The 18555-nt window shown below is 59.9% G+C and carries 17 protein-coding genes and 1 riboswitch; of the genes, 8 read left to right on the top strand and 9 right to left on the bottom strand.

The window, feature by feature from the left end:
- Positions 1-193: 193 nt before the first annotated feature.
- Entirely contained in the window at positions 194-1420 is a 1227-nt protein-coding gene (locus tag OIL88_05520; GenBank protein HJI71827.1) for an argininosuccinate synthase, read from the bottom strand.
- Between the two features lie 553 nt (positions 1421-1973).
- Between OIL88_05520 and OIL88_05515 the strand changes: the two genes are divergently transcribed.
- Entirely contained in the window at positions 1974-2801 is an 828-nt protein-coding gene (locus tag OIL88_05515; GenBank protein HJI71826.1) for a Cof-type HAD-IIB family hydrolase, read from the top strand.
- Positions 2802-3077: 276 nt separating this feature from the next.
- Here the strand turns inward: OIL88_05515 and polA are convergent, their stop codons facing one another.
- On the bottom strand, positions 3078-5828 hold the full coding sequence (gene polA, locus OIL88_05510) for a DNA polymerase I (protein HJI71825.1): 2751 nt from the start codon (positions 5826-5828) through the stop codon (positions 3078-3080).
- A gap of 166 nt (positions 5829-5994) precedes the next feature.
- Between polA and OIL88_05505 the strand changes: the two genes are divergently transcribed.
- Positions 5995-7392, top strand: a complete 1398-nt coding sequence (locus OIL88_05505) for an aminopeptidase (GenBank protein ID HJI71824.1) — start codon at positions 5995-5997, stop codon at positions 7390-7392.
- A gap of 124 nt (positions 7393-7516) precedes the next feature.
- Positions 7517-8326, top strand: a complete 810-nt coding sequence (locus OIL88_05500; protein ID HJI71823.1) for a YaaA family protein — start codon at positions 7517-7519, stop codon at positions 8324-8326.
- A gap of 23 nt (positions 8327-8349) precedes the next feature.
- Here the strand turns inward: OIL88_05500 and OIL88_05495 are convergent, their stop codons facing one another.
- Complete coding sequence (locus tag OIL88_05495) at positions 8350-8865, bottom strand: hypothetical protein (GenBank protein ID HJI71822.1); 516 nt, start codon at positions 8863-8865, stop codon at positions 8350-8352.
- A gap of 62 nt (positions 8866-8927) precedes the next feature.
- Positions 8928-9044: riboswitch (TPP riboswitch) on the top strand.
- Here OIL88_05495 and thiC point away from each other — a divergent pair.
- Both thiC and thiD read left to right on the top strand, forming a co-directional pair.
- Positions 9036-10370, top strand: coding sequence for a phosphomethylpyrimidine synthase ThiC (thiC, locus tag OIL88_05490; GenBank protein ID HJI71821.1), 1335 nt, complete (start codon positions 9036-9038; stop codon positions 10368-10370). It overlaps the preceding riboswitch by 9 nt.
- 178 nt (positions 10371-10548) lie before the next feature.
- On the top strand, positions 10549-11379 hold the full coding sequence (thiD, locus tag OIL88_05485; protein ID HJI71820.1) for a bifunctional hydroxymethylpyrimidine kinase/phosphomethylpyrimidine kinase: 831 nt from the start codon (positions 10549-10551) through the stop codon (positions 11377-11379).
- A 60-nt stretch (positions 11380-11439) separates the two neighbouring features.
- Here thiD and OIL88_05480 read toward each other — a convergent pair whose 3' ends face one another.
- The 4 genes from OIL88_05480 to OIL88_05465 form a co-directional block, all read right to left on the bottom strand.
- The gene (locus OIL88_05480) at positions 11440-12099 is read right to left on the bottom strand and encodes an SGNH/GDSL hydrolase family protein (GenBank protein ID HJI71819.1); all 660 of its coding nucleotides are present in this window, start codon (positions 12097-12099) and stop codon (positions 11440-11442) included.
- Positions 12100-12177: 78 nt separating this feature from the next.
- Entirely contained in the window at positions 12178-13293 is a 1116-nt protein-coding gene (locus OIL88_05475; GenBank protein HJI71818.1) for a TIGR02452 family protein, read from the bottom strand.
- 138 nt (positions 13294-13431) lie between these two features.
- Complete coding sequence (locus OIL88_05470) at positions 13432-14127, bottom strand: Bax inhibitor-1 family protein (GenBank protein HJI71817.1); 696 nt, start codon at positions 14125-14127, stop codon at positions 13432-13434.
- A 78-nt stretch (positions 14128-14205) separates the two neighbouring features.
- Positions 14206-14544, bottom strand: coding sequence for a hypothetical protein (locus OIL88_05465; protein HJI71816.1), 339 nt, complete (start codon positions 14542-14544; stop codon positions 14206-14208).
- A gap of 250 nt (positions 14545-14794) precedes the next feature.
- On the opposite strand from OIL88_05465, the gene OIL88_05460 reads away from it, so the two are divergent.
- From OIL88_05460 to OIL88_05450, 3 genes are all read left to right on the top strand, one after another.
- Complete coding sequence (locus OIL88_05460; protein ID HJI71815.1) at positions 14795-15844, top strand: inorganic phosphate transporter; 1050 nt, start codon at positions 14795-14797, stop codon at positions 15842-15844.
- A gap of 67 nt (positions 15845-15911) precedes the next feature.
- The gene (locus OIL88_05455; GenBank protein ID HJI71814.1) at positions 15912-16535 is read left to right on the top strand and encodes a DUF47 family protein; all 624 of its coding nucleotides are present in this window, start codon (positions 15912-15914) and stop codon (positions 16533-16535) included.
- Positions 16536-16820: 285 nt separating this feature from the next.
- The gene (locus tag OIL88_05450; protein ID HJI71813.1) at positions 16821-17351 is read left to right on the top strand and encodes a nitroreductase family protein; all 531 of its coding nucleotides are present in this window, start codon (positions 16821-16823) and stop codon (positions 17349-17351) included.
- Between the two features lie 166 nt (positions 17352-17517).
- Here OIL88_05450 and OIL88_05445 read toward each other — a convergent pair whose 3' ends face one another.
- Both OIL88_05445 and OIL88_05440 read right to left on the bottom strand, forming a co-directional pair.
- Entirely contained in the window at positions 17518-18192 is a 675-nt protein-coding gene (locus OIL88_05445; protein ID HJI71812.1) for a DivIVA domain-containing protein, read from the bottom strand.
- A gap of 61 nt (positions 18193-18253) precedes the next feature.
- The gene (locus tag OIL88_05440) at positions 18254-18499 is read right to left on the bottom strand and encodes a YggT family protein (protein HJI71811.1); all 246 of its coding nucleotides are present in this window, start codon (positions 18497-18499) and stop codon (positions 18254-18256) included.
- Positions 18500-18555: the final 56 nt, after the last annotated feature.

The raw sequence follows: 18555 nt of genomic DNA, 5'->3' as shown, positions 1-18555 counted from the left end.
TTGATAGAAGGAGCCCCGCCGGACAACCCCGGCGGGGCTCGGACTCAGCCACAGTCGCGGCATCATATATGCGGGCGGAACGTAGGGGCCACCGATGTTAAGAAGTGTCAGCAAGCATAACGAAAGGTAGGGACCCCGTGCGCCCGTTATGTATCACGCGGATGGGCCGCGCGGATACCAAGGGAAGGAGGCGCTAGGCCTGGGCGGCAGCAGAGCTGGGGCCCTGGACCTTTGCCCACGTCTTGAGCGACAGCGTATCGATCTCGATAAAGCCGGCGCTGGCCTTCTCGTCAAACGTGGTGTCGCGGTCGTAGGTAGCCAGGCCGTAGTCGTAGAGGCTGAAGGGACTCTTGCGGCCGACGACATGGCAGTTGCCCTTAAAGAACTTCAGACGGACAGTGCCGGTCACGAACTTCTGGGTATCGGCCATAAAGGCGTCGAGCGCGTTCTTGAGCGGGCTGTACCACTGGCCGTTGTACACGGCGGTGGCCCAATCCTGCTCGAGCTTGATCTTGGTCTTGAGCAGGTCGCCCTCGACGCAGATGTCCTCGAGCGCCTTGTGGGCGGTGATGAGCGTCAGGGCGCCGGGAACCTCATAGCACTCGCGGCTCTTGAGGCCCACCAGACGATCCTCGACCAGGTCAAGACGGCCAAAGCCGTTGTCGCCCGAAATCTTGTTGAGGGCGATGACGATCTCGGAGAGCTTCATCTTCTTGCCGTCGACGGCGACAGGCTTGCCGGCCTCAAACTCGATCTCGGTATAGGTCGGGGTGTCAGGCGTGTCCTCGGGGTTCTTGGTCATAACCCAAGCGTCATCGAGCGGCTCATTCCAAGGGTCCTCCAGGTGACCGCACTCGATGGCGCGACCCCACAGGTTGTCGTCGATGGAGTAGGGGTTGTCGTTGGCACCCTCGGGAACCGGCACGTTGTGGGCGTGGGCATAGGCGACCTCGTCGGGACGGCACTTCAGGTCCCACTCGCGAACCGGGGCGATAACCTTGAGCTCGGGGTCGAGGGCCTTGACGGCGGCCTCAAAACGGACCTGGTCGTTACCCTTGCCGGTGCAGCCGTGGGCGACGTAGGTCGCGCCAAACTCGTGGGCGACCTCAACAAGCTTCTTGGCAAGCAGCGGGCGAGACAGGGCGGAGAGCAGCGGGTACTTGTTCTCGTACATGGAGTTTGCTGCGATGGCTTTGGTCAGGAACTCATCGGAGAACTCGTCGCGCAGGTCGAGCACCTGGCAATCGAGAACGCCCAGGTCGAGCGCCTTCTGCTTCTTGGCATCCAGTCCGGTCTCTTCCTGGCCCACGTTGCCGCAGACACAAACGACATCGAGATTCTTCTCGTCCTGGAGCCACTTGACACATACGGATGTATCAAGACCACCGGAATATGCGAGAACGACTTTTTCCTTGCTCATGGCTGTTTCCTTTCGCCCTTGGTAGCTAGTTAGAACATCGGTCAGTTGCAAGTCACCTTGAGGTCAAAAACCGTGCAATATCAGGTTATTCAGCAGAATGCATCACAGGCATGCCCTAGAAACATGCGGCTATGTCGTGCTAAGACCCAACGACCTCAAAATGACTCTGTTGAGGCAATTCGCCCCATGCGGACAGAGACGATTGTTATCGTCGTCGGGAAATTGCGCGCTGGCGTCGGATGGCATTATCTGCAGTGGTGATGATCTTTACGAACTGCATCTGCCTCTCCTTTCACGTATCGCCGGGCGCAATTCAAATATCGTAAACGGTACCTTTTACTCGGTAAGCGGTTGTTTTCCGTCTCCGTTTTCGATGGTCGCTATATTACGCTAAAGTGCCCGCAGCACAAGCGACAAATTCAAATTTCTGAAAAGTTTTTTCATTACTTTGTGAAGCGTGGTGCAAATACGCACCATTCCTGCGAAAATACGCTCGACTACTAGTTGATGGTTATAACGTCTGAAACAATCTCGAAACGAAAGGCGCATTTTTATGCAAACTTACGAATCGGACGCCAATATCGGAAACATTAAGATTCTCGCCGTCGATATGGACAAGACGCTGCTGACCGACGAGCGCGTGCTGCCCCAGGGTCTTGATGAGCGCCTGGACAAGCTCGCCGACGCCGGCATCGTATTCTGCCCCGCCAGCGGACGTCCCGCCCCCAAGCTCGAGGAGATGTTCGAGGGCATCAAGAACCGCCTCGCCTTTTGTCCCGACAACGGAGCTTGCGTGATCTATCGCGGCAGCTATATCTATAAGAGCAATATTGACGTGGAGCTGTATCAGCAGGTCTTGAACCGTGCCTCGGAGGATCCTCGCGCTGTCCCCGTCCTGTGCTGCTTCGACGAGTTCTACGTGCTTGCCCGCGACCATCAATACCACGACGAGATCAGCGTCTACTACAACACAATCAACTACGTCGACAGCTTTGAGGGCATCGATTTCGAGTCCAACAAGATTTCGGTCTTCTTCCCAGGCTACGACGCCGAGCCCGCTTTCCGCGAGACCTATAGCCCCGAGTTCTCGGACAAGCTCTACGTCACCAACGCTGGGCGCGAGTGGATCGACTTTATGAACCTGGGCGTCGACAAGGGCGCCGGCGTCGCTCACCTGTGCGAGCACCTGGGCATCGATATTGCCGATGCTGCCGCCGTGGGCGACACCTACAACGACATCCCCATGCTCGAGCGCGTCGGTCACAGCTTTATCGTGGACAATGCCGAGGAGCACATGAACGCGCATGCCAAGTGGCGCATTCCGAGCAACAACGACGGGGGCGTACTGACGCTCATCGACGCCATCTTGGCGGCTCGTTAACACAGCTTGTCGGACCTGGCCGGGCGACGCGGGTGAGTTTTTCGTTCGGTCAGGTCCTGGGCTCGCTCGAAGAGCACATTAAGTGCTCTTCGGCTCGTGCGGAATCTACGAAAAACTCACCCGCGTCGCCCGGCCAGGTCCTAGGTTGCCTTGCTTACCGCCTCGATGGCGTCTTGAGTGCCTAGATACTTGGCTGATAGTTTTGGATGAGGGGAGCTCCTTGTTGGCAAGGGGCTCCCCTCTGTTTTTGGTTACTTTGGGATTGTGGGCTCTAACTTATTTGGCATCGGCCCAGGTTACGCCGGTGCTGGCTTCGGCGATGAGGGGAACACGCAGCTCCACGACGTGCTCCATGACGTCGCGGACCATCACGGTCAGGCGTTCAACCTCGTCGACGGGACATTCAAAGTCCAGTTCGTCGTGCACTTGCAAGATCATGTGGGCGGCAAAGCCCTCTTCTTCCAGGCGACGGCTTACGCGGGCCATGGCGATCTTGATGATGTCGGCGGCGGTTCCCTGCATGGGGTGGTTCATGGCCGTGCGCTCACCAAAGCCGCGGAGCTGCGGGTTTTTGGCTTTGAGCTCGGGAATATGGCGTCTGCGGCCATACATGGTCTCGGCGTAGCCCGTCTGCTTGGCACGTGCTACCACGTTGTCGAGGAACGTGCGCACGCCCGGGTAGGCCTCGTAGTAGCGGTCGATCATGTCGCGTGCCTCGGCCATCGAGATATGCAGCGACTGCGACAGGCCGTAGGCCTGCTGGCCATACACGATGCCAAAGTTCACGGCCTTGGCGCGACTGCGCAGGTCGGGCGTTACCTCGGACACCGGCACACCGAACACGCGCGCCGCCGTCTCGGCATGGAAGTCCTCGCCCTCGTTAAAGGCGCGCACCAAGTGCTCGTCACCTGAGAGATGCGCCAGCAGACGCAGCTCGATCTGCGAGTAGTCCACCGCCAAAAAGACGCTTCCCTCGCCTGCCGAAAACGCCGTCTTGACGGTACGACCCAGCTCCGAGCGCGTCGGGATGTTCTGCAGGTTCGGGTCGCTCGAGGACAGACGCCCCGTTGCCGTGATGGTCTGGTTGTACGTAGTGTGTACGCGACCGTCACCACGGCGTAGCGGGCCCAGCGTGTCCAGATAGGTGGACTTGATCTTAGACTTCTCACGCCAGTCCAAGATCAGACGCACGATTTCGTGGTCACGCGCAAGGTCGCTCAGCACCTTGGCGTTGGTCGAATAATAGCCGCGCTTAGTCTTCTTGAGGCCCTTGGTCGGAAGCCCCATCACATCAAAGAGCACGTGCGACAGCTGCATGGGACTGCCAATATTAAAGGTCTCATCACCCGCCAGGTCGCGAATACTGCGCTCAACCTCGGTAATCTGGGTCGCCAGACCCTCGGACAGACTGTGCAGACGGTCGGGGTCCACGAGCATGCCCGCGCGCTCCATCTTGGCAAGTACCGGAACGAGCGGCATCTCGATGCCATCGAACACGTTGGCGGCATTCTCACGGGCCATGCACTCGCGCAACGGTGCCACGAGCGCCAGCGTCAGAGCCGCAGTACGGGCGGCAGGCGCCGGAGCGTCCTCACCGGCACCCTCTGCGCCGCGCGCCGCAGGCAGCGCCATCTGCAGATACGTATCGGCAAGATATGCCTCATCGAACTCGGAGCGATCGGAATCCAGCAGATAGGCAGCGACCACGGTATCGAAGATACGCGTGGAATCGGTAGCGAGCGGATCCATGAGCTCGGGCTCAGAAGAATCGACGGGCGAAAGCTCGTGCAACAGCGCCTTCATATCCGGGCTCGCCACGCGACCCTCCATAAACAGACGCGCGAGCACGCCGGCAATCACGCCGTGAACGAAGTTGAAGCCCTCAACCTCAGCCGCCGCACAGCTGTCGCCCTCCTCGAGCGCGAACAGGCCCTTGGACGTCGCCAACCACAGCGTGCGCGTCAGTCCAAAGAGCGCGCCCTCTTCCTTGTCGTCGTCCACCACGGCGGCGACCCACTCGCCGGCATCAATCGCGCGGGAGACCTCAGCCGCAACGGCACCAAGCGCGTCGGCATCGCCGGCGGCTGCGCGAACCATAGCAGGTATCTCAACCACACTGGAGGCAGCAGCAGCCCCGCCCTCGCCGCCGACCAGCGCCAAGAAACGGTTCTGCATGGCGGTGATACCAAGTGTGCCCAGCGCCGCGGACACTTCGTCGGCAGAAAACGCCGGGAAGGACGTTTCGTCAAAGTCGAGCTCGACGGGCGCATCGGTGCGAATGGTTGCGACCTTGCGGCTCAGCAGCGCATCGTCGATGTGCGCACGCAGGTTCTCGCCCATCTTGCCCTTGACCTCGTCGGCATGCGCGATGACCTCGTCCAAGCTGCCGTACTGTGCGATGAGCGCGCTCGCCTTTTTGGGGCCGATGCCCGGTACGCCGGGAATGTTGTCCGACGTATCGCCCTTTAGACCGTAAAAATCGGGCACGAGCGCCGGCGTAATGCCGTGATACAGGTCGTCCACGCTCTCGGGCGTCATGATCGCCACGTCGGACAGGCCCTTGCGGGTCGAGACCACGTTGACGTGCTCGGTCACGAGTTGATACATGTCGCGGTCGCCGGTCACCAGCAGCATGTCGCAGCCGGCCTCTTCACCCAGGCGCGCCATGGTTCCCAGGATATCGTCGCCTTCCCAGCCCTCGGACTGCAGAATCGGCACGTTGAGCGCGGTGAGCAGCTCCTTGATCATCGGAAACTGCGCATGCAGATCGGGGTCCATGGGCGGGCGTTGCGCCTTATACTGCGGCAGCATCTCCATGCGCACGCGCGGTTTGCCCTTGTCAAACGCCACGACCACACCGTCGGGGTTAAAGGCATCGATCATCTTGAGAAACATGTTCAGAAAGCCGAAGATCGCGTTGGTGGGGCGGCCGTCCGGCGCATTCATGGTGGGCGGCACGGCGTGGAAGGCGCGGTGCATGAGCGAGTTGCCGTCGATAACGGCAAAGGTGCGGCGCTTGTCAGACATATTGAATACCTCGCTTTGGGCTGGGCACGGTTTGCTCACACCAGTTTACACGCTCCCCGCCCCGCGGCCACCGCACATCAGGCTTCCCTGCCGCCGCGGGCCCGCGCGTGATACGATGGCTCACGGTACATCAACCAGCACGATCGATCCGAAAGGAGCCTGCGTCATGGAGCGTCCCTGCGCATGGAAAAAGTACACGCCACAGCAAGTCGAGGAGCTCGAGGAGCTTTGCCGCGGCTATAAGCAGTTTTTGAGCGAGAACAAGACCGAGCGCCTGTGCGTCAAGACCGGCATCAAGATGGCCGAGGAGGCGGGATACGTCGACCTGGAGACCGTGATCGCCGAGGGCCGCGAGCTCAAGGCAGGCGACAAGGTGTACGCCGCCAACCACGGCAAGGACCTTATGCTCGTCAACCTGGGCACCGCCCCGCTCGAGCAGGGCTTTAACATCCTGGGCGCCCACGTGGACTCGCCGCGCCTGGACCTTAAGCAGAATCCCGCCTTCGAGGCCGGCGACATGGCCTACCTCGACACGCACTACTACGGCGGCGTCAAGAGCTACCACTGGGTAGCCTCCCCGCTCGCACTCGTGGGCGTCATCTGCAAAAAGGACGGTACCACCGTCGACATCAATATCGGCGACAAGGCGGACGACCCGGTCTTTACCATCTCCGACCTGCTGATCCACCTCTCGAGCGAGCAGATGTCCAAGCCTGCCAAGGACGCCGTCGATGCCGAGATCCTCGACGTGATCGTGGGCGGTCGTCCCGTCAAGTTCGATGGGGACGACAAGGACGCCCCCAAGGAGCCCGTCAAGCAGATGTTCCTGGACATCCTCAAGGAGCAGTACGACGTCGAGGAGGAGGACTTCCTCTCCGCCGAGATCGAGGTCGTGCCCGCCGGCCCCGCCCGCGACATGGGCCTCGACCGCTCCATGATTTTGGGCTATGGCCACGACGATCGCGTCTGCGCCTACCCCTCCATGCTCGCCCAGATCGACGTCGCCAACGTGGAGCGCACGAGCATCACGCTCATCGTCGACAAGGAGGAGATCGGCTCCGTGGGTGCCACCGGTATGACGAGCCGCTTCTTCGAGAACACCGTCGCCGAGATCATGACGCTCGCCGGCGAGGATAGCCCGCTGGCCCTGCGCCGCGCACTCGCCCGCAGCCGCATGCTCTCCTCCGACGTGTCCGCCGGCTTCGACCCGGGCTATGCCGGCAAGTTCGAGACCAAGAACGCGGCCTTTATGGGTCGCGGCCTGTGCTTTAACAAGTACACGGGCAGCCGCGGCAAGGGCGGCTCCAACGACGCCGATGCCGAGTACGTGGCCCTCGTCCGCGACATCATGGACGAGGCCGGCGTGGACTTCCAGACCTGTGAGCTCGGTCGCGTCAACGCGGGCGGCGGCGGCACCATTGCCTACATCATGGCCAAGTATGGCATGAACGTCATCGACTCCGGCGTTGCCGTCCTGTCCATGCACGCCCTGTGGGAGGTCGCCAACAAGGCCGATATCTACGAGGCCTATCGCGGGTACAAAGCCTTCCTCGAGCGCGCCTAACCAACCCTTGTAAGGCGCACCAAACCAGCCCTTTATAACTTGCGGTGGAATACGGACTAACCTGGCCTTCAACCGGCTCGCGCAGACCGTATTCCGCCGCGACTTTTTTGGCAGAGGAGAGTTCATGCTCCAGGTCATCGTTTCACCCGCCAAGCAAATGCGCGCGGCACAAGATGCTTTTGAAGTTCAGGGGATTCCGCCCTTTGCGCGCGAGACCGCTCAGCTGCACCATGCGCTCTTGGACATCGAACGAACCGAAGGCGACAGCGGCCTACAAGCTCTGTGGAACGTCAGCGACAAGCTGCTGGCCCCTTGTCTCGACATTTTGCATGAGTTCGAGCCCATCTTGGGGAACGGCGATCTCGACAATCCCGCACTCGCCCGTCACCTCTCCCCTGCCATCATGTCCTATCACGGCATTCAGTACCAGAGCATGGCACCCGAGGTAATGGATGCCGAACAGCTCGCCTGGCTGCAAAGCCACCTGTGGATCCTCTCCGGCCTCTACGGGTGCGTTCGTCCCTTTCATGCCGTCGAACCGTATCGGCTGGAGATGGGCGCGAAGCTCGCCGTCGACGATGCCCGAGACCTCTACGCGTTTTGGGGCGACAAGCTCGCACGGGCTACCGCCCCGGCAGGCTCAAACACCACGATCGTCAACCTCGCCAGCGTAGAGTATGCCAAAGCCGTTCTGCCCCACCTCGCGGACGACGCCACGGCCGTCACATGCCTCTTTGGCGAGGGTATCCGCAACGGCAAGCCCATCCAACGGTCGACCGCCAGCAAAAAGGCGCGCGGCTCCATGGTGCGGTGGATGGCAGAAAACAAGCTCGAGGATGCAAGCGAACTTACCGCATTCAACATCGGCTATCGGCACATCCCCGAGCTTTCAGACAAAAACACCCTGGTTTTCATGAACGCGCAGGCACAATAGGCCCGCCGTTTCCAAACACCCCATTACTCCGCCAAGCCATCGGCCTTTGCAATCTCGCTCGTCGAGCCATCTTGGTAGGTAATCTTAACGTGCTCTACGTCGGATACCGTAACGCCCGACGGAGGTTCCAGACGCCACTCCGTCAGAGCGATATCCATGGTCGTAGGCACATCGCCCTGATCTTTGAGCTTCACCGTGAGTGTTTTGAGTGCCTCATCAAACGTCACGCGTTCGATTTCTTCACCCGGAATAGACCCGCCGCTCAACTGCAGCTGCACAAACTCGTCGCGCGGATACCAGTAGTCGCCCGGTGCGGCCACCGTGTTACCGCCAGCGACCTTCACCGTCATGATCGGCAGGGCATCGTCGGCCTCGAACTCCCAGGCAGCGCCGCCGCGACCGCCAAACGTCCAAATACAAAAGGCAATCACCAGCACGGCAAGCACCGCAAAGCCAATCGCGACCAACCCATGGTGCGCACGGCCCTCCTCGGCCGATATGTCCCATTGTGTCTCTCGATATAGATGCTTGTCTTCCATGTACGCCTCCCCACAGGCACGCTCGTTGGCCCAATCGTACCCATTCAGGCTATACTTGAGCCCATGACATAACGGGGAGCTTGCGGGACAAGACGGCAGGCTGAGATTGGGCGCGCCCGCCCTGACCCGCAAACCTGATATGGGTAATGCCAACGAAGGGAGCCGTGCCAATGAGCACACAGACCGAGCCCAAGCTCGTCACGCAAATCGACTTCGCCCGTGCCGGGCAGATCACGCCGCAGATGAAGGAAGTCGCCGAGCGCGAGCATCGCGACCCCGAGTACATCCGCGAGCGCGTGGCCGACGGCCGCATCGCCATTCCCGCCAATATTGTGCACATCAAAAAGGGCATGCGCGCCTTTGGCGTCGGTGAGGGCCTATCCACCAAGGTCAACGTGAACTTGGGCATCTCGGGCGACAAGGCCGATGCCACCGAGGAATGGAAGAAGGTCAAGATCGCCGAGGACTTTGGCGCCGACGCCATCATGGACCTCTCCAACTCGGGCAAGACGCGCCAGTTCCGCCAGCAGCTCATCGACGAGACGCCGCTCATGGTAGGCACCGTCCCCATGTACGACGCCATCGGCTATATGGAAAAGCCGCTGGTCAAGCTCACCAAGGACGACCTGTTCGAAGTCGTGCGCGCGCATGCCGAGGACGGCGTGGACTTTATGACCATTCACTGCGGCATCAACAAGTCGGTCACCAAGACCTTTAAGGAGACCGGCCGCCTGATGAACATCGTGAGCCGCGGCGGCTCACTGCTGTTTGGCTGGATGGAGGTCACCGGTAACGAGAACCCGTTCTACGAGTACTTTGACGAGCTGCTCGAGATTTGCCACGAGTACGACGTGACGATTTCGCTCGGCGACTCCTGCCGCCCGGGCTGCCTCTACGACTCCAACGATGCCACCGAGACCGCTGAGATGATCGAGCTGGGCAAGCTGTGCAAGCGCGCTTGGGCCGCCGGCGTCCAGGTCATGGTCGAGGGCCCGGGTCACATGGCGCTCGACGAGATCGCCGCCAACATGAAACTGCAGAAGCGCCTGTGCCACAATGCCCCGTTCTATGTGCTCGGGCCGCTGGTGACCGATATCGGCGTGGGTTACGACCACATCACCGCTGCCATCGGCGGCGCCATCTCCGCCAGCTCCGGTGCCGACTTCCTGTGCTACGTGACGCCGGCCGAGCACCTGTGCCTGCCCAACGCCCAGGACGTGCTCGATGGCCTCATGGCCACTAAGATTGCCGCGCACGCCGCCGATATCGCCAAGAAGGTGCCGCACGCCCGCGACATGGACGACAAGATGGGCCAAGCACGCCGCAAGCTCGACTGGGATGCCATGTGGAAGTGTGCCCTCGACCCGGTCACCGGCAAGAAACGCTACGAAGAATCCCCCGCCGCCACCGAGGGCACCTGCACCATGTGCGGCAAGATGTGCGCCGTCCGCACCGTTAACAAGGTGTTCGAAGGCACGACGATCGACCTCGGCATGGAGGACTAACTCGTCACCGGAGCCACAATCGGTAACATGGTGTTCGTCAATTGTTGACGTGTGAACATTTGCTTACATTTGCGTAAAGATTGCATCGCCCGCCCGGGTTCGACATAGAGTCGGCCCGGGCATCTTTATAATGCTGGCTTAAAGACCCATTTGATTCCGACCGAACAAGGGAGCAAACATGGATCGCAGTAAGGTACCTGCCGTTCTGTCCATCGCAGGATCCGATTCCAGCGGTGGCGCCGGCATTCAGGCCGACATCAAGACCATCACGGCGCACCGCCTGTATGCCGAGACGGCCATCACCGCTATCACCGCACAGAACACCCTAGGCGTCACCGCCGTACAGAACATCTCCCCGGATATCGTCGCTGCGCAGATCGACGCCGTATTTGACGATATCCGCCCCAGCGCCGTCAAGATCGGCATGGTTTCCTCTGCCGAGATTATCGAGGTTATCGCCGACCGCCTGAGCGCCTGGAACGCGACAAACGTGGTCGTCGACCCCGTCATGGTAGCCACCTCGGGCGCACGGCTGATTGCCGAAGATGCCGCCGAGGCGCTCACCCGCCGCCTGTTCCCACTGGCAACCGTCATCACGCCCAATATTCCCGAGGCCATGGCCCTGCTTGACTACGAGGTCGACTCCGAGCGCACACAGCAAAATGCTGCCATGCTCCTCACCCGCCGCTTTGGTTGCGCATCCCTCGTTAAGGGTGGGCATCTTGTCAACGAGGCCAACGATGTATTGGCCGAACCCGCGCCGCTCGATGACGAGGGCAGCCATCTGGGCGATCCGCTCACCACGTGGTTCCGCCACAAGCGCATCGAGACCGACAACACACACGGCACCGGCTGCACGCTTTCGTCCGCCATCGCCTGCGCGCTGGCCCAGGGCATGGATCTTGCCGATGCCGTCAACGCCGGCAAGGCCTACCTAACGGGCGCCCTCGCCGCCGGCCTTGACATGGGCAAAGGTTCCGGCCCCGTCAACCACATGTGGCAGTATTAAGATTCGCAGCCCAAGCCACCGCAAAGGGGACAGGCACCTTTGCGGTGGTTTGGGGTCGCGCTACTCACCGAGCATCTCTTGGAGCTTGGCTGCCACGGCGTGACCCAGGCTCTCGTGGCTTTCGGGCATCATATGCAGATAGTCGATATCGCCCGGCTCGGCAAAGTCGGCTGCATTCAAAAAGTCGCAGCCAAACTGCTCAGCCACATGCGCGTAGTACTCACCAAAATGTTCCGAGGCTTCTACGGAATGCTCGTCAAAATCGGTCATATATACGTCGGCGATCTGCGGCTTAATCTTGATAGGCGCCATCAGCAGAATGCGCGGACAAGGCGCAGCGTCGGTCCACGGAAACGCGCGGACGGCGCGAATCAGCGCCATGGCGCCACGGGCGATATCGGAAGCTGTCACGTTAAAGACCGTCTTACAGTCGTTGGTGCCCAGCATGATCACAATGGCGTCCAGCGGCTTATGGGCCTCGAGCAGCATCGGAAGTGCGCGGATGCCGTTAAGATTGGTGTCCAGATGGCACATGTCGTCGCGTACCGTCGTGCGGCCGTTGAGGCCTTCTTCAATTACATGCCAGCCCTCGCCTAAGTCACGTTGGGCCACGCCGCACCAGCGCACATCCTGCGCATAGCGCACCGCGGTGCCGTCGCGCATGCCCGCCGGATCGTAACCATAGGTGTTGCTGTCGCCAAAGCATAGAACGTTTTTCATCGTAAGCCCCTCGCTCAGTAAAAAGCCGACGGAAGCAGCCTCTCCCGCCGGCTCGACCTATCTGTCAGCACGTACCAATTACAGGTACTTGCGCCAATCGTCCTCGTTCTCATCATCCTCGGTAGCAGCCTGGGCCTGCTCGGCGGCGCGAGCTGCCGCAGCGCGAGCGGCAACCTGGGCATAGGACTCCTCGTTGCGCTCGGGGAAGTTTGCCAGCACGTGCTCGAACTTGGCAAAATCCTCATCCCAGCGCGTAGAAGGCACGGCAAAGAAGACTTGCTTGACCTTAAAGTCGCCCGACGCGAGCTCCTTGCGGAAGAGCTCGGCCACGGCCTCGGCGTCAAAGCCGTTGTTGTCGCAGCCCCAAGCGCCCAGTACGAGCTTCTCGCGACCCAGCTCGTCGCAGATGGCAAGCACAAAGCGAATGCGGTCGCGCAGGGCGTCCAGCAGAGCATCGTCGCTCACGCGATACTCCTGGCGGGCGCGCTTAACGTTGGGCGCGGCGGCCACGATCACGTCGGCGTATGCATGCACGTGGTTGCGGTCGAAGCGCACCGCAGGCACCACCAGCGCACGGTTTCGGTAAAGCTCGCAGTTGATGTTGCGGCGACGGTTCTCGCCGTACCATTTGCGCTGCTTATCGAGAACGTTGTACAGATACGAATCGGCGCACAGCGTGGCCTCCTGGCCCAGATAACCCTGAATATAGCCACCGCCCGGATTGGTGAACGAGGCAAAGGCGAGCACGGCCATGTCGCAGAACTGCGCATAGCCACGACCGTTGTCCAAGATGGCCTGCGTGGTGGAGGCATCGAGCACGGTGACCTCGGGCAGAACCGGAGCGGGCTCCTCAGCAGGCGCGGACTCAGCTTCGGCGATTTCCTCGGCAGGCTCCTCGACGGGCTCGAGCGCTGCCTCGACCTCGGCAGCCTCCGCGCCCTCGACGTCCTCGGCAACCTGTTCTTCGGTGGCCACAGCAGTCTGAACCTTGGCCTTCATCGCCGCGACAAAGCCGGCAGGCATACCGTCAAACTCGCGAACACCGGCAAGCGAACGCTCGATATCCTTGGCGCACGCTTCGGACACAGTTGACACGTGACGCTCGGCGGCCTTGGCACGGGCCTCGCGCTTGGGATTGGGCTGACCCGCTCGGTTGGACCTGCGGTTACGGTTCCTGTTGTCGACGTCTGCCATAAGTGGTCACCTTTCTCGGTCTCTGCCGCTATCGGCTTTTCCCATCCATGATACCCCGCCGCGTACAAAAAAGACGGCCCCGAAGGACCGCCTTTCGCATCGATTTGCACGCACGGCAAGCACCGCCGCAATTCGCCACTAGTCGCGACGGCCAAGGATGTTCAGGATGCGCAGGAACACGTTGATAATATCCACGAACAGGTTAGAGGCCATGAGCACGGCGTTGGGCAGCGTAGGCGGCACCGTCGTGGCAACATAGGTGTCGTAGCCAATAAAGCCAGCGAACACCACAATCACGATCAGGTCGGTGATGGACTGCGAAACGCCCATGAACATCAGCACGATCTCAACCAGAATAGTGGCGAGCAGAATACCAAAACCGATGCCATACACACGCTGGAAAAACTTGGGGAAGGTCACGCCAAGCGCGCCAAAGACAAAGGTGATGGCGGCCGTGGCGATAAAAGCGGTGTTGATGGTGGGCAGGTCATAGTTGGCAAGGCCAAACGACGCGGTCAGGCCAAAGGTACTCGCAAAGATTACGTAGCCCACAAGGGACAGGCCCACGGACTGCTTGCTGGCGGCGGCCGACATCATGACCATGCCGACGATGGTCAAAATAAACGAGCCAAAGACCAGCGGCAAGGCGGCGCCGCTCATCATCATGCGCGCAAACGACATGGTGCTCGTAAAGTAGGCGCCGGCGCCCATGGCGCAAAAGCCCAAGAAGATCAGGGCAGACATGGCGAGATTGTACGCGCGCGGCGACATCTCCTTGGCGCGGCTTGCGCCGCTCTCGACGGGGCCGTTCTGATAGCCCTGGATATCGTTCATACTTCGTCCTTTCAAAAAGCGCACGACAGCGCCGTAGGTAACAAGATTCCTGCCATTGTACCCGAATGCCGCACGTCCTTACCTACGGCGCTCGCCCTCAAGCGTACGATCAAAGGCCCAGACCCACCAACGCATCACGTGTGTCTGCGAGCCGTCTGCCCGCTCGCGCGTCTGGTCCTCCAGATACAACTCGGTCGCGTGCCCGCCAAAACGCACCTTATATGTTGCCGTACGGATGCCGTGGACCATCAGGCCAAACCCGGTGGTCGAGATAATTTCGTCGATCGTAAAACAACGGCCGTCGACCCAGCAGACGGTGACCGGCACGACTTGTCCTCCCGCGAGGATGCGAGCCACGACGTCCACATACTGCTTGTGTACGCGCCGAGTTTTGCCGTCTGTCTGTCGATATTCCATGCCTCCTATTATCGAACGCATGTTTGCATGTTGTAAAGCGAACAGACTGTGGTTTTGGAGTGTCGTAGTAATCGCACGTGTCCGCATGGCGTGCTAGCAAAAAGAACACCCGCGGTCAACAGGGCTAATATTCAATTTTAGTGCCAAAAAGTTCACTTCTCCCATCAGAACTCGGTAAAGAGACCCGCAGGAGGTGATACGATTTATCATGTTTTTGTAACGTGTCTGCAAACTTCGAGAAAGCCCATATATGGACGTAACGTTCTCAACCTTCCTCGGCCAAATTGTGTCGAACCCAGTCCTTGCCGTCACCGTGATCCTCGCGTTGGGCGCCATCTTCGTCAATGGATGGACCGACGCGCCCAACGCCATCGCGACCTGCGTCACTACGCGTTGCATGCCCGCCCGCGCCGCCATTCTCATGAGCGCCGCATTCAACTTCCTCGGCGTGCTCATCATGACGCACTTTAATGCGAGCGTCGCCAACACCATCTCACATATCGTCGACTTTGGCGGAAACAGCACCATGGCGCTCGCCTGTCTGTGCGCGGCGCTGTTCTCCATCGTCGTCTACGGTGCCACAGCGTCGCGTTTTGGCATCCCCACCTCGCAAAGCCACAGCCTTATCGCCGGCCTGACCGGTGCCGCTATCGCCCTCGGCGGCGCGAGCAGCGTCAACGTCCACGAGTGGATGAAGGTCATCTACGGCCTGGCGCTCTCCATCGGCCTGGGCTTTGTCATGGGCTGGGTCCTGTGCAAACTCGTCTCGATTCTTTTCGCCGCCGCCAACAGGCGACGTGCCAATGTCTTCTTTAAATACGCTCAGATCGCGAGCGCCGCGGCCATGAGCTTTATGCACGGCGCGCAGGATGGACAGAAGTTCATCGGCGTGCTCTTTTTAGGCGTGGCCTTCGCAAACGGCCAGACCAGCGTCGGCGATGCCGGCATCCCCATCTGGATTATGCTGCTGTGCTCGGCCACTATGGGTATCGGTACCAGCGTGGGCGGTGAGCGCATCATCAAGTCCGTCGGCCAGAGCATGGTTAAGCTCGAGAAGTATCAGGGCTTCTCCGCCGACCTCGCGGGCGCCGCGAACCTGCTGCTTGCCACCCTTACCGGCATCCCCGTGTCCTCCACACACATCAAGACCTGCGCCATCATGGGCGTCGGTGCCGTCAAGCGCCTCTCGGCCATCAACTTCGGAGTCGTCAAGGACATGATGTTCACCTGGTTCTTCACCTTCCCCGCCTGCGGACTCATCAGCTTTGTCATGGCCAAGCTGTTCATGATGTTCCTCTAATCAAACCGAACGTCCATCCGGACCGCAACACTTCGCCCACCCGTCTTCGCCTCGAAAGGACCCACCCATGGCAAAGAAACCCGATTCGTTCTACTTTGACAACTACGTCGCTTGCGCCGACCTCGCCGTCCAGGCCGCAGAGCTGCTCACCAAGATTTTTGAGAACTTCGATCCCGCGCAGATTCACGACATGCTCAATAAGATGCATGCGATTGAGCATGCGGCAGACAAGAAGCACCACGAGCTCGAAGACGCCCTGCTCACCGCCTTTATCACCCCGCTCGAGCGCGAGGATCTGGATCTGATGAGCTGCGCGCTCGACACCGTGCTCGACCGTATTGAGGGCGTCGTGCAGCGCGTCTACTTCACCAACATCCAGAGCATCCATCCCGACGCCATCGTCATCGCCCACAAGGTGACTGACGCCTGCCGCGCCATGAAAGACCTGATGGTCGAGCTTCCCAACTACCGCAAGTCCAAAACGCTGCGCGAACTCGTCATCCAGATCAACACCATCGAGTCCGAGGCCGACGAGCTCTACATCAACGCCATGCGCAACCTGCACGTTAACGGCAAGGACCCGCTCGAGGTCATCGCCTGGCGTGACGTGTACGCCTTCCTGGAGTACTGCGCTGACTGCTGTGAGAATGTGGCCGATGTTGTGGATTCGATTGTCATGAAGAACAGTTAATTGGGGGTACGTATCCCACCGGTCGCGGGCCCGACCACTAATACCTTTTTCACTCCGGCTGCAAGCAGAGTCGTTCAAAAGGTATTAGTGGTCGGGCCCGCTCCCTTACGTACCACCATTGGGAACTTTGGCTGAGGGGTTGAGCGTGGTGGGGCCTTTGCTGTGATGGCCCTTGATTGCTCGGGGTTTTACTTTGGTATTCGATGAGCGATTGGCTGATTGCCGCTTTGGGTACTCTTTGGGTTACTTTGGGTTTGTTTGATTTTTAATTGTTGGAGGGCTTGTATGTCTTATTTGGATCTGGCTCGGGGTCGGTATTCTTGTCGTGAATTTCAGGATCGTTCTGTTGAGCAAGCTGTTGTGGATGCCATTGTTGAGGCTGGGCGTATTGCTCCTTCTGCTTGTAATAATCATCCAGCCCGTGTGATGGTGCTGGATACGCCTGAGCTGTTGGAGAAGGCTGCTGCTTGTCAGCCTCGGTTTGCTCGTGATGGGTCCATCTTTGGGGCTCCGCTTGTCTTCCTTATTTGCAGCGTTACCGATGATGCTTGGGTACGCCCGTATGACCAGATGAATTCCAGTGAAATCGATACGTCCATCGTGTGCGACCAGATGATGATGGAGGCCACCGAGCAGGGCCTGGGAACGTGCTGGGTATGCCATTTTAAGCCTGAGGTGGCACAGGAGCAGTTCAACCTGCCCGAGGGCGTCTATCCCTATCACATGCTCGTCTGCGGATATCCTGCCGACCACATCGCCGATTCCGAGCATCGCGAGGCCCGCACCATTCTCCTCTCCGACTTCCTCCTCAAGTAGATTTTGGGACATGCCCTAAAACCTATCCTTGACCGCTCACCGGTTCGCCGAGTTCTGCGCCACTATGTGCAGGGCTCGGTTTTTTATGTTGCGCGCCCCGGTACAGTCATAAAAAAGGACCCGCAAGCTGCGGGTCCTTTCTAGGCACTAAATTGTAGGCCGAATGTTAGTCCAGGTCGTCGGCAGCGAAGTTGTCGATCGGGGCGAAGGGATCGGCCACGGGGACAACCGGGTCAGCGACGGGCAGCGGCTCGGCGGGAACAGTCACCGCAGGAGAAGCGGCAGAACCGACCGGCGTGGAGGCCATGAGGTCGGCCGGGAAGGAGTTCTGGGCATCGTCCATGAAGTGCTGGATGAGCTTGAGATACTCGGCCTTGAACTCCTCACGAGAAGCCTTGAGACGATCGATCTCCTCGAGCTCAGCCTGCTTTTCGGTCAGAGCCTGGCGGATAACCTCGCGGGCCTTGGCGTCAGCCTCGTTGCGAATACGCTCAGCGTTCTCATTGGCATCGTTGACGATGGTCTCAGCGGTCTGCTGGGCAGCGATCAGGGCAGCGGAAATCTGGCGCTCCTGAGCGGAGAAGTCAGGGGCGGGAGCAGCCACGGGGGCGGCAGGAACGGCCTGGGCGGGGGCATCCTGAGCCTGGGCAAGCTGAGCCTGCGCATCGGCAAGCTGCTGCTCGGTAGCAGTCAGACGACCCTTAAGGTCGACGATCTTAGCGAGCATAGCGTCAACCTCAGAGGACAGCGTCTCCAAGAAGACGTCGACCTCAGCAGGATCGTAGCCACGCTTGGCCTCAGAGAACGTCTGAGCCTGGATGTCTGCAGGGGTAATAGCCATAACAAGTCTCCTTTTTCATCGCCTCGGCGCTACACGCCCGACGTAAGTTACTAAGACAGTTCTACACGAGTATACCTATAAGAAGCTGCAGAACCAGCCTCTGCACCAACTGCAACGCAATAATCGCAACGACCGGCGAAAAATCGATACCGCCCATCGGCGGGATGAAACGACGGAACAGGTTGAGCCACGGACCGCACACGCTATCAAGCACCGCGGCAATATCCTGAAGCAAACCGCCCTGCTTCATGGGAATCCACGTCATAAAGCAGTAGACGACAATGAGCGTGGAATAGAAGTTGAACAGCGTGTTGACCAGCTGGACGATAGTGTAGATGTTGATGGGAATCTCCTCGTCTTGTC

This window comes from Coriobacteriaceae bacterium (assembly GCA_025992855.1).
Lineage (GTDB): Bacteria > Actinomycetota > Coriobacteriia > Coriobacteriales > Coriobacteriaceae > Collinsella.
The sequence above is the reverse complement of the archived record's forward strand: the minus strand, read 5'-3'. Positions and strand labels throughout refer to the sequence as shown.

What these genes read in the sequence shown, in the direction of transcription:
- OIL88_05520 (HJI71827.1), bottom strand. Translation starts at nt 1,420, where the DNA reads ATGAGCAAGGAAAAAGTCGTTCTCGCATATTCCGGTGGTCTTGATACA.
- OIL88_05515 (HJI71826.1), top strand. Translation starts at nt 1,974, where the DNA reads ATGCAAACTTACGAATCGGACGCCAATATCGGAAACATTAAGATTCTC.
- polA (HJI71825.1), bottom strand. Translation starts at nt 5,828, where the DNA reads ATGTCTGACAAGCGCCGCACCTTTGCCGTTATCGACGGCAACTCGCTC.
- OIL88_05505 (HJI71824.1), top strand. Translation starts at nt 5,995, where the DNA reads ATGGAGCGTCCCTGCGCATGGAAAAAGTACACGCCACAGCAAGTCGAG.
- OIL88_05500 (HJI71823.1), top strand. Translation starts at nt 7,517, where the DNA reads ATGCTCCAGGTCATCGTTTCACCCGCCAAGCAAATGCGCGCGGCACAA.
- OIL88_05495 (HJI71822.1), bottom strand. Translation starts at nt 8,865, where the DNA reads ATGGAAGACAAGCATCTATATCGAGAGACACAATGGGACATATCGGCC.
- thiC (HJI71821.1), top strand. Translation starts at nt 9,036, where the DNA reads ATGAGCACACAGACCGAGCCCAAGCTCGTCACGCAAATCGACTTCGCC.
- thiD (HJI71820.1), top strand. Translation starts at nt 10,549, where the DNA reads ATGGATCGCAGTAAGGTACCTGCCGTTCTGTCCATCGCAGGATCCGAT.
- OIL88_05480 (HJI71819.1), bottom strand. Translation starts at nt 12,099, where the DNA reads ATGAAAAACGTTCTATGCTTTGGCGACAGCAACACCTATGGTTACGAT.
- OIL88_05475 (HJI71818.1), bottom strand. Translation starts at nt 13,293, where the DNA reads ATGGCAGACGTCGACAACAGGAACCGTAACCGCAGGTCCAACCGAGCG.
- OIL88_05470 (HJI71817.1), bottom strand. Translation starts at nt 14,127, where the DNA reads ATGAACGATATCCAGGGCTATCAGAACGGCCCCGTCGAGAGCGGCGCA.
- OIL88_05465 (HJI71816.1), bottom strand. Translation starts at nt 14,544, where the DNA reads ATGGAATATCGACAGACAGACGGCAAAACTCGGCGCGTACACAAGCAG.
- OIL88_05460 (HJI71815.1), top strand. Translation starts at nt 14,795, where the DNA reads ATGGACGTAACGTTCTCAACCTTCCTCGGCCAAATTGTGTCGAACCCA.
- OIL88_05455 (HJI71814.1), top strand. Translation starts at nt 15,912, where the DNA reads ATGGCAAAGAAACCCGATTCGTTCTACTTTGACAACTACGTCGCTTGC.
- OIL88_05450 (HJI71813.1), top strand. Translation starts at nt 16,821, where the DNA reads ATGTCTTATTTGGATCTGGCTCGGGGTCGGTATTCTTGTCGTGAATTT.
- OIL88_05445 (HJI71812.1), bottom strand. Translation starts at nt 18,192, where the DNA reads ATGGCTATTACCCCTGCAGACATCCAGGCTCAGACGTTCTCTGAGGCC.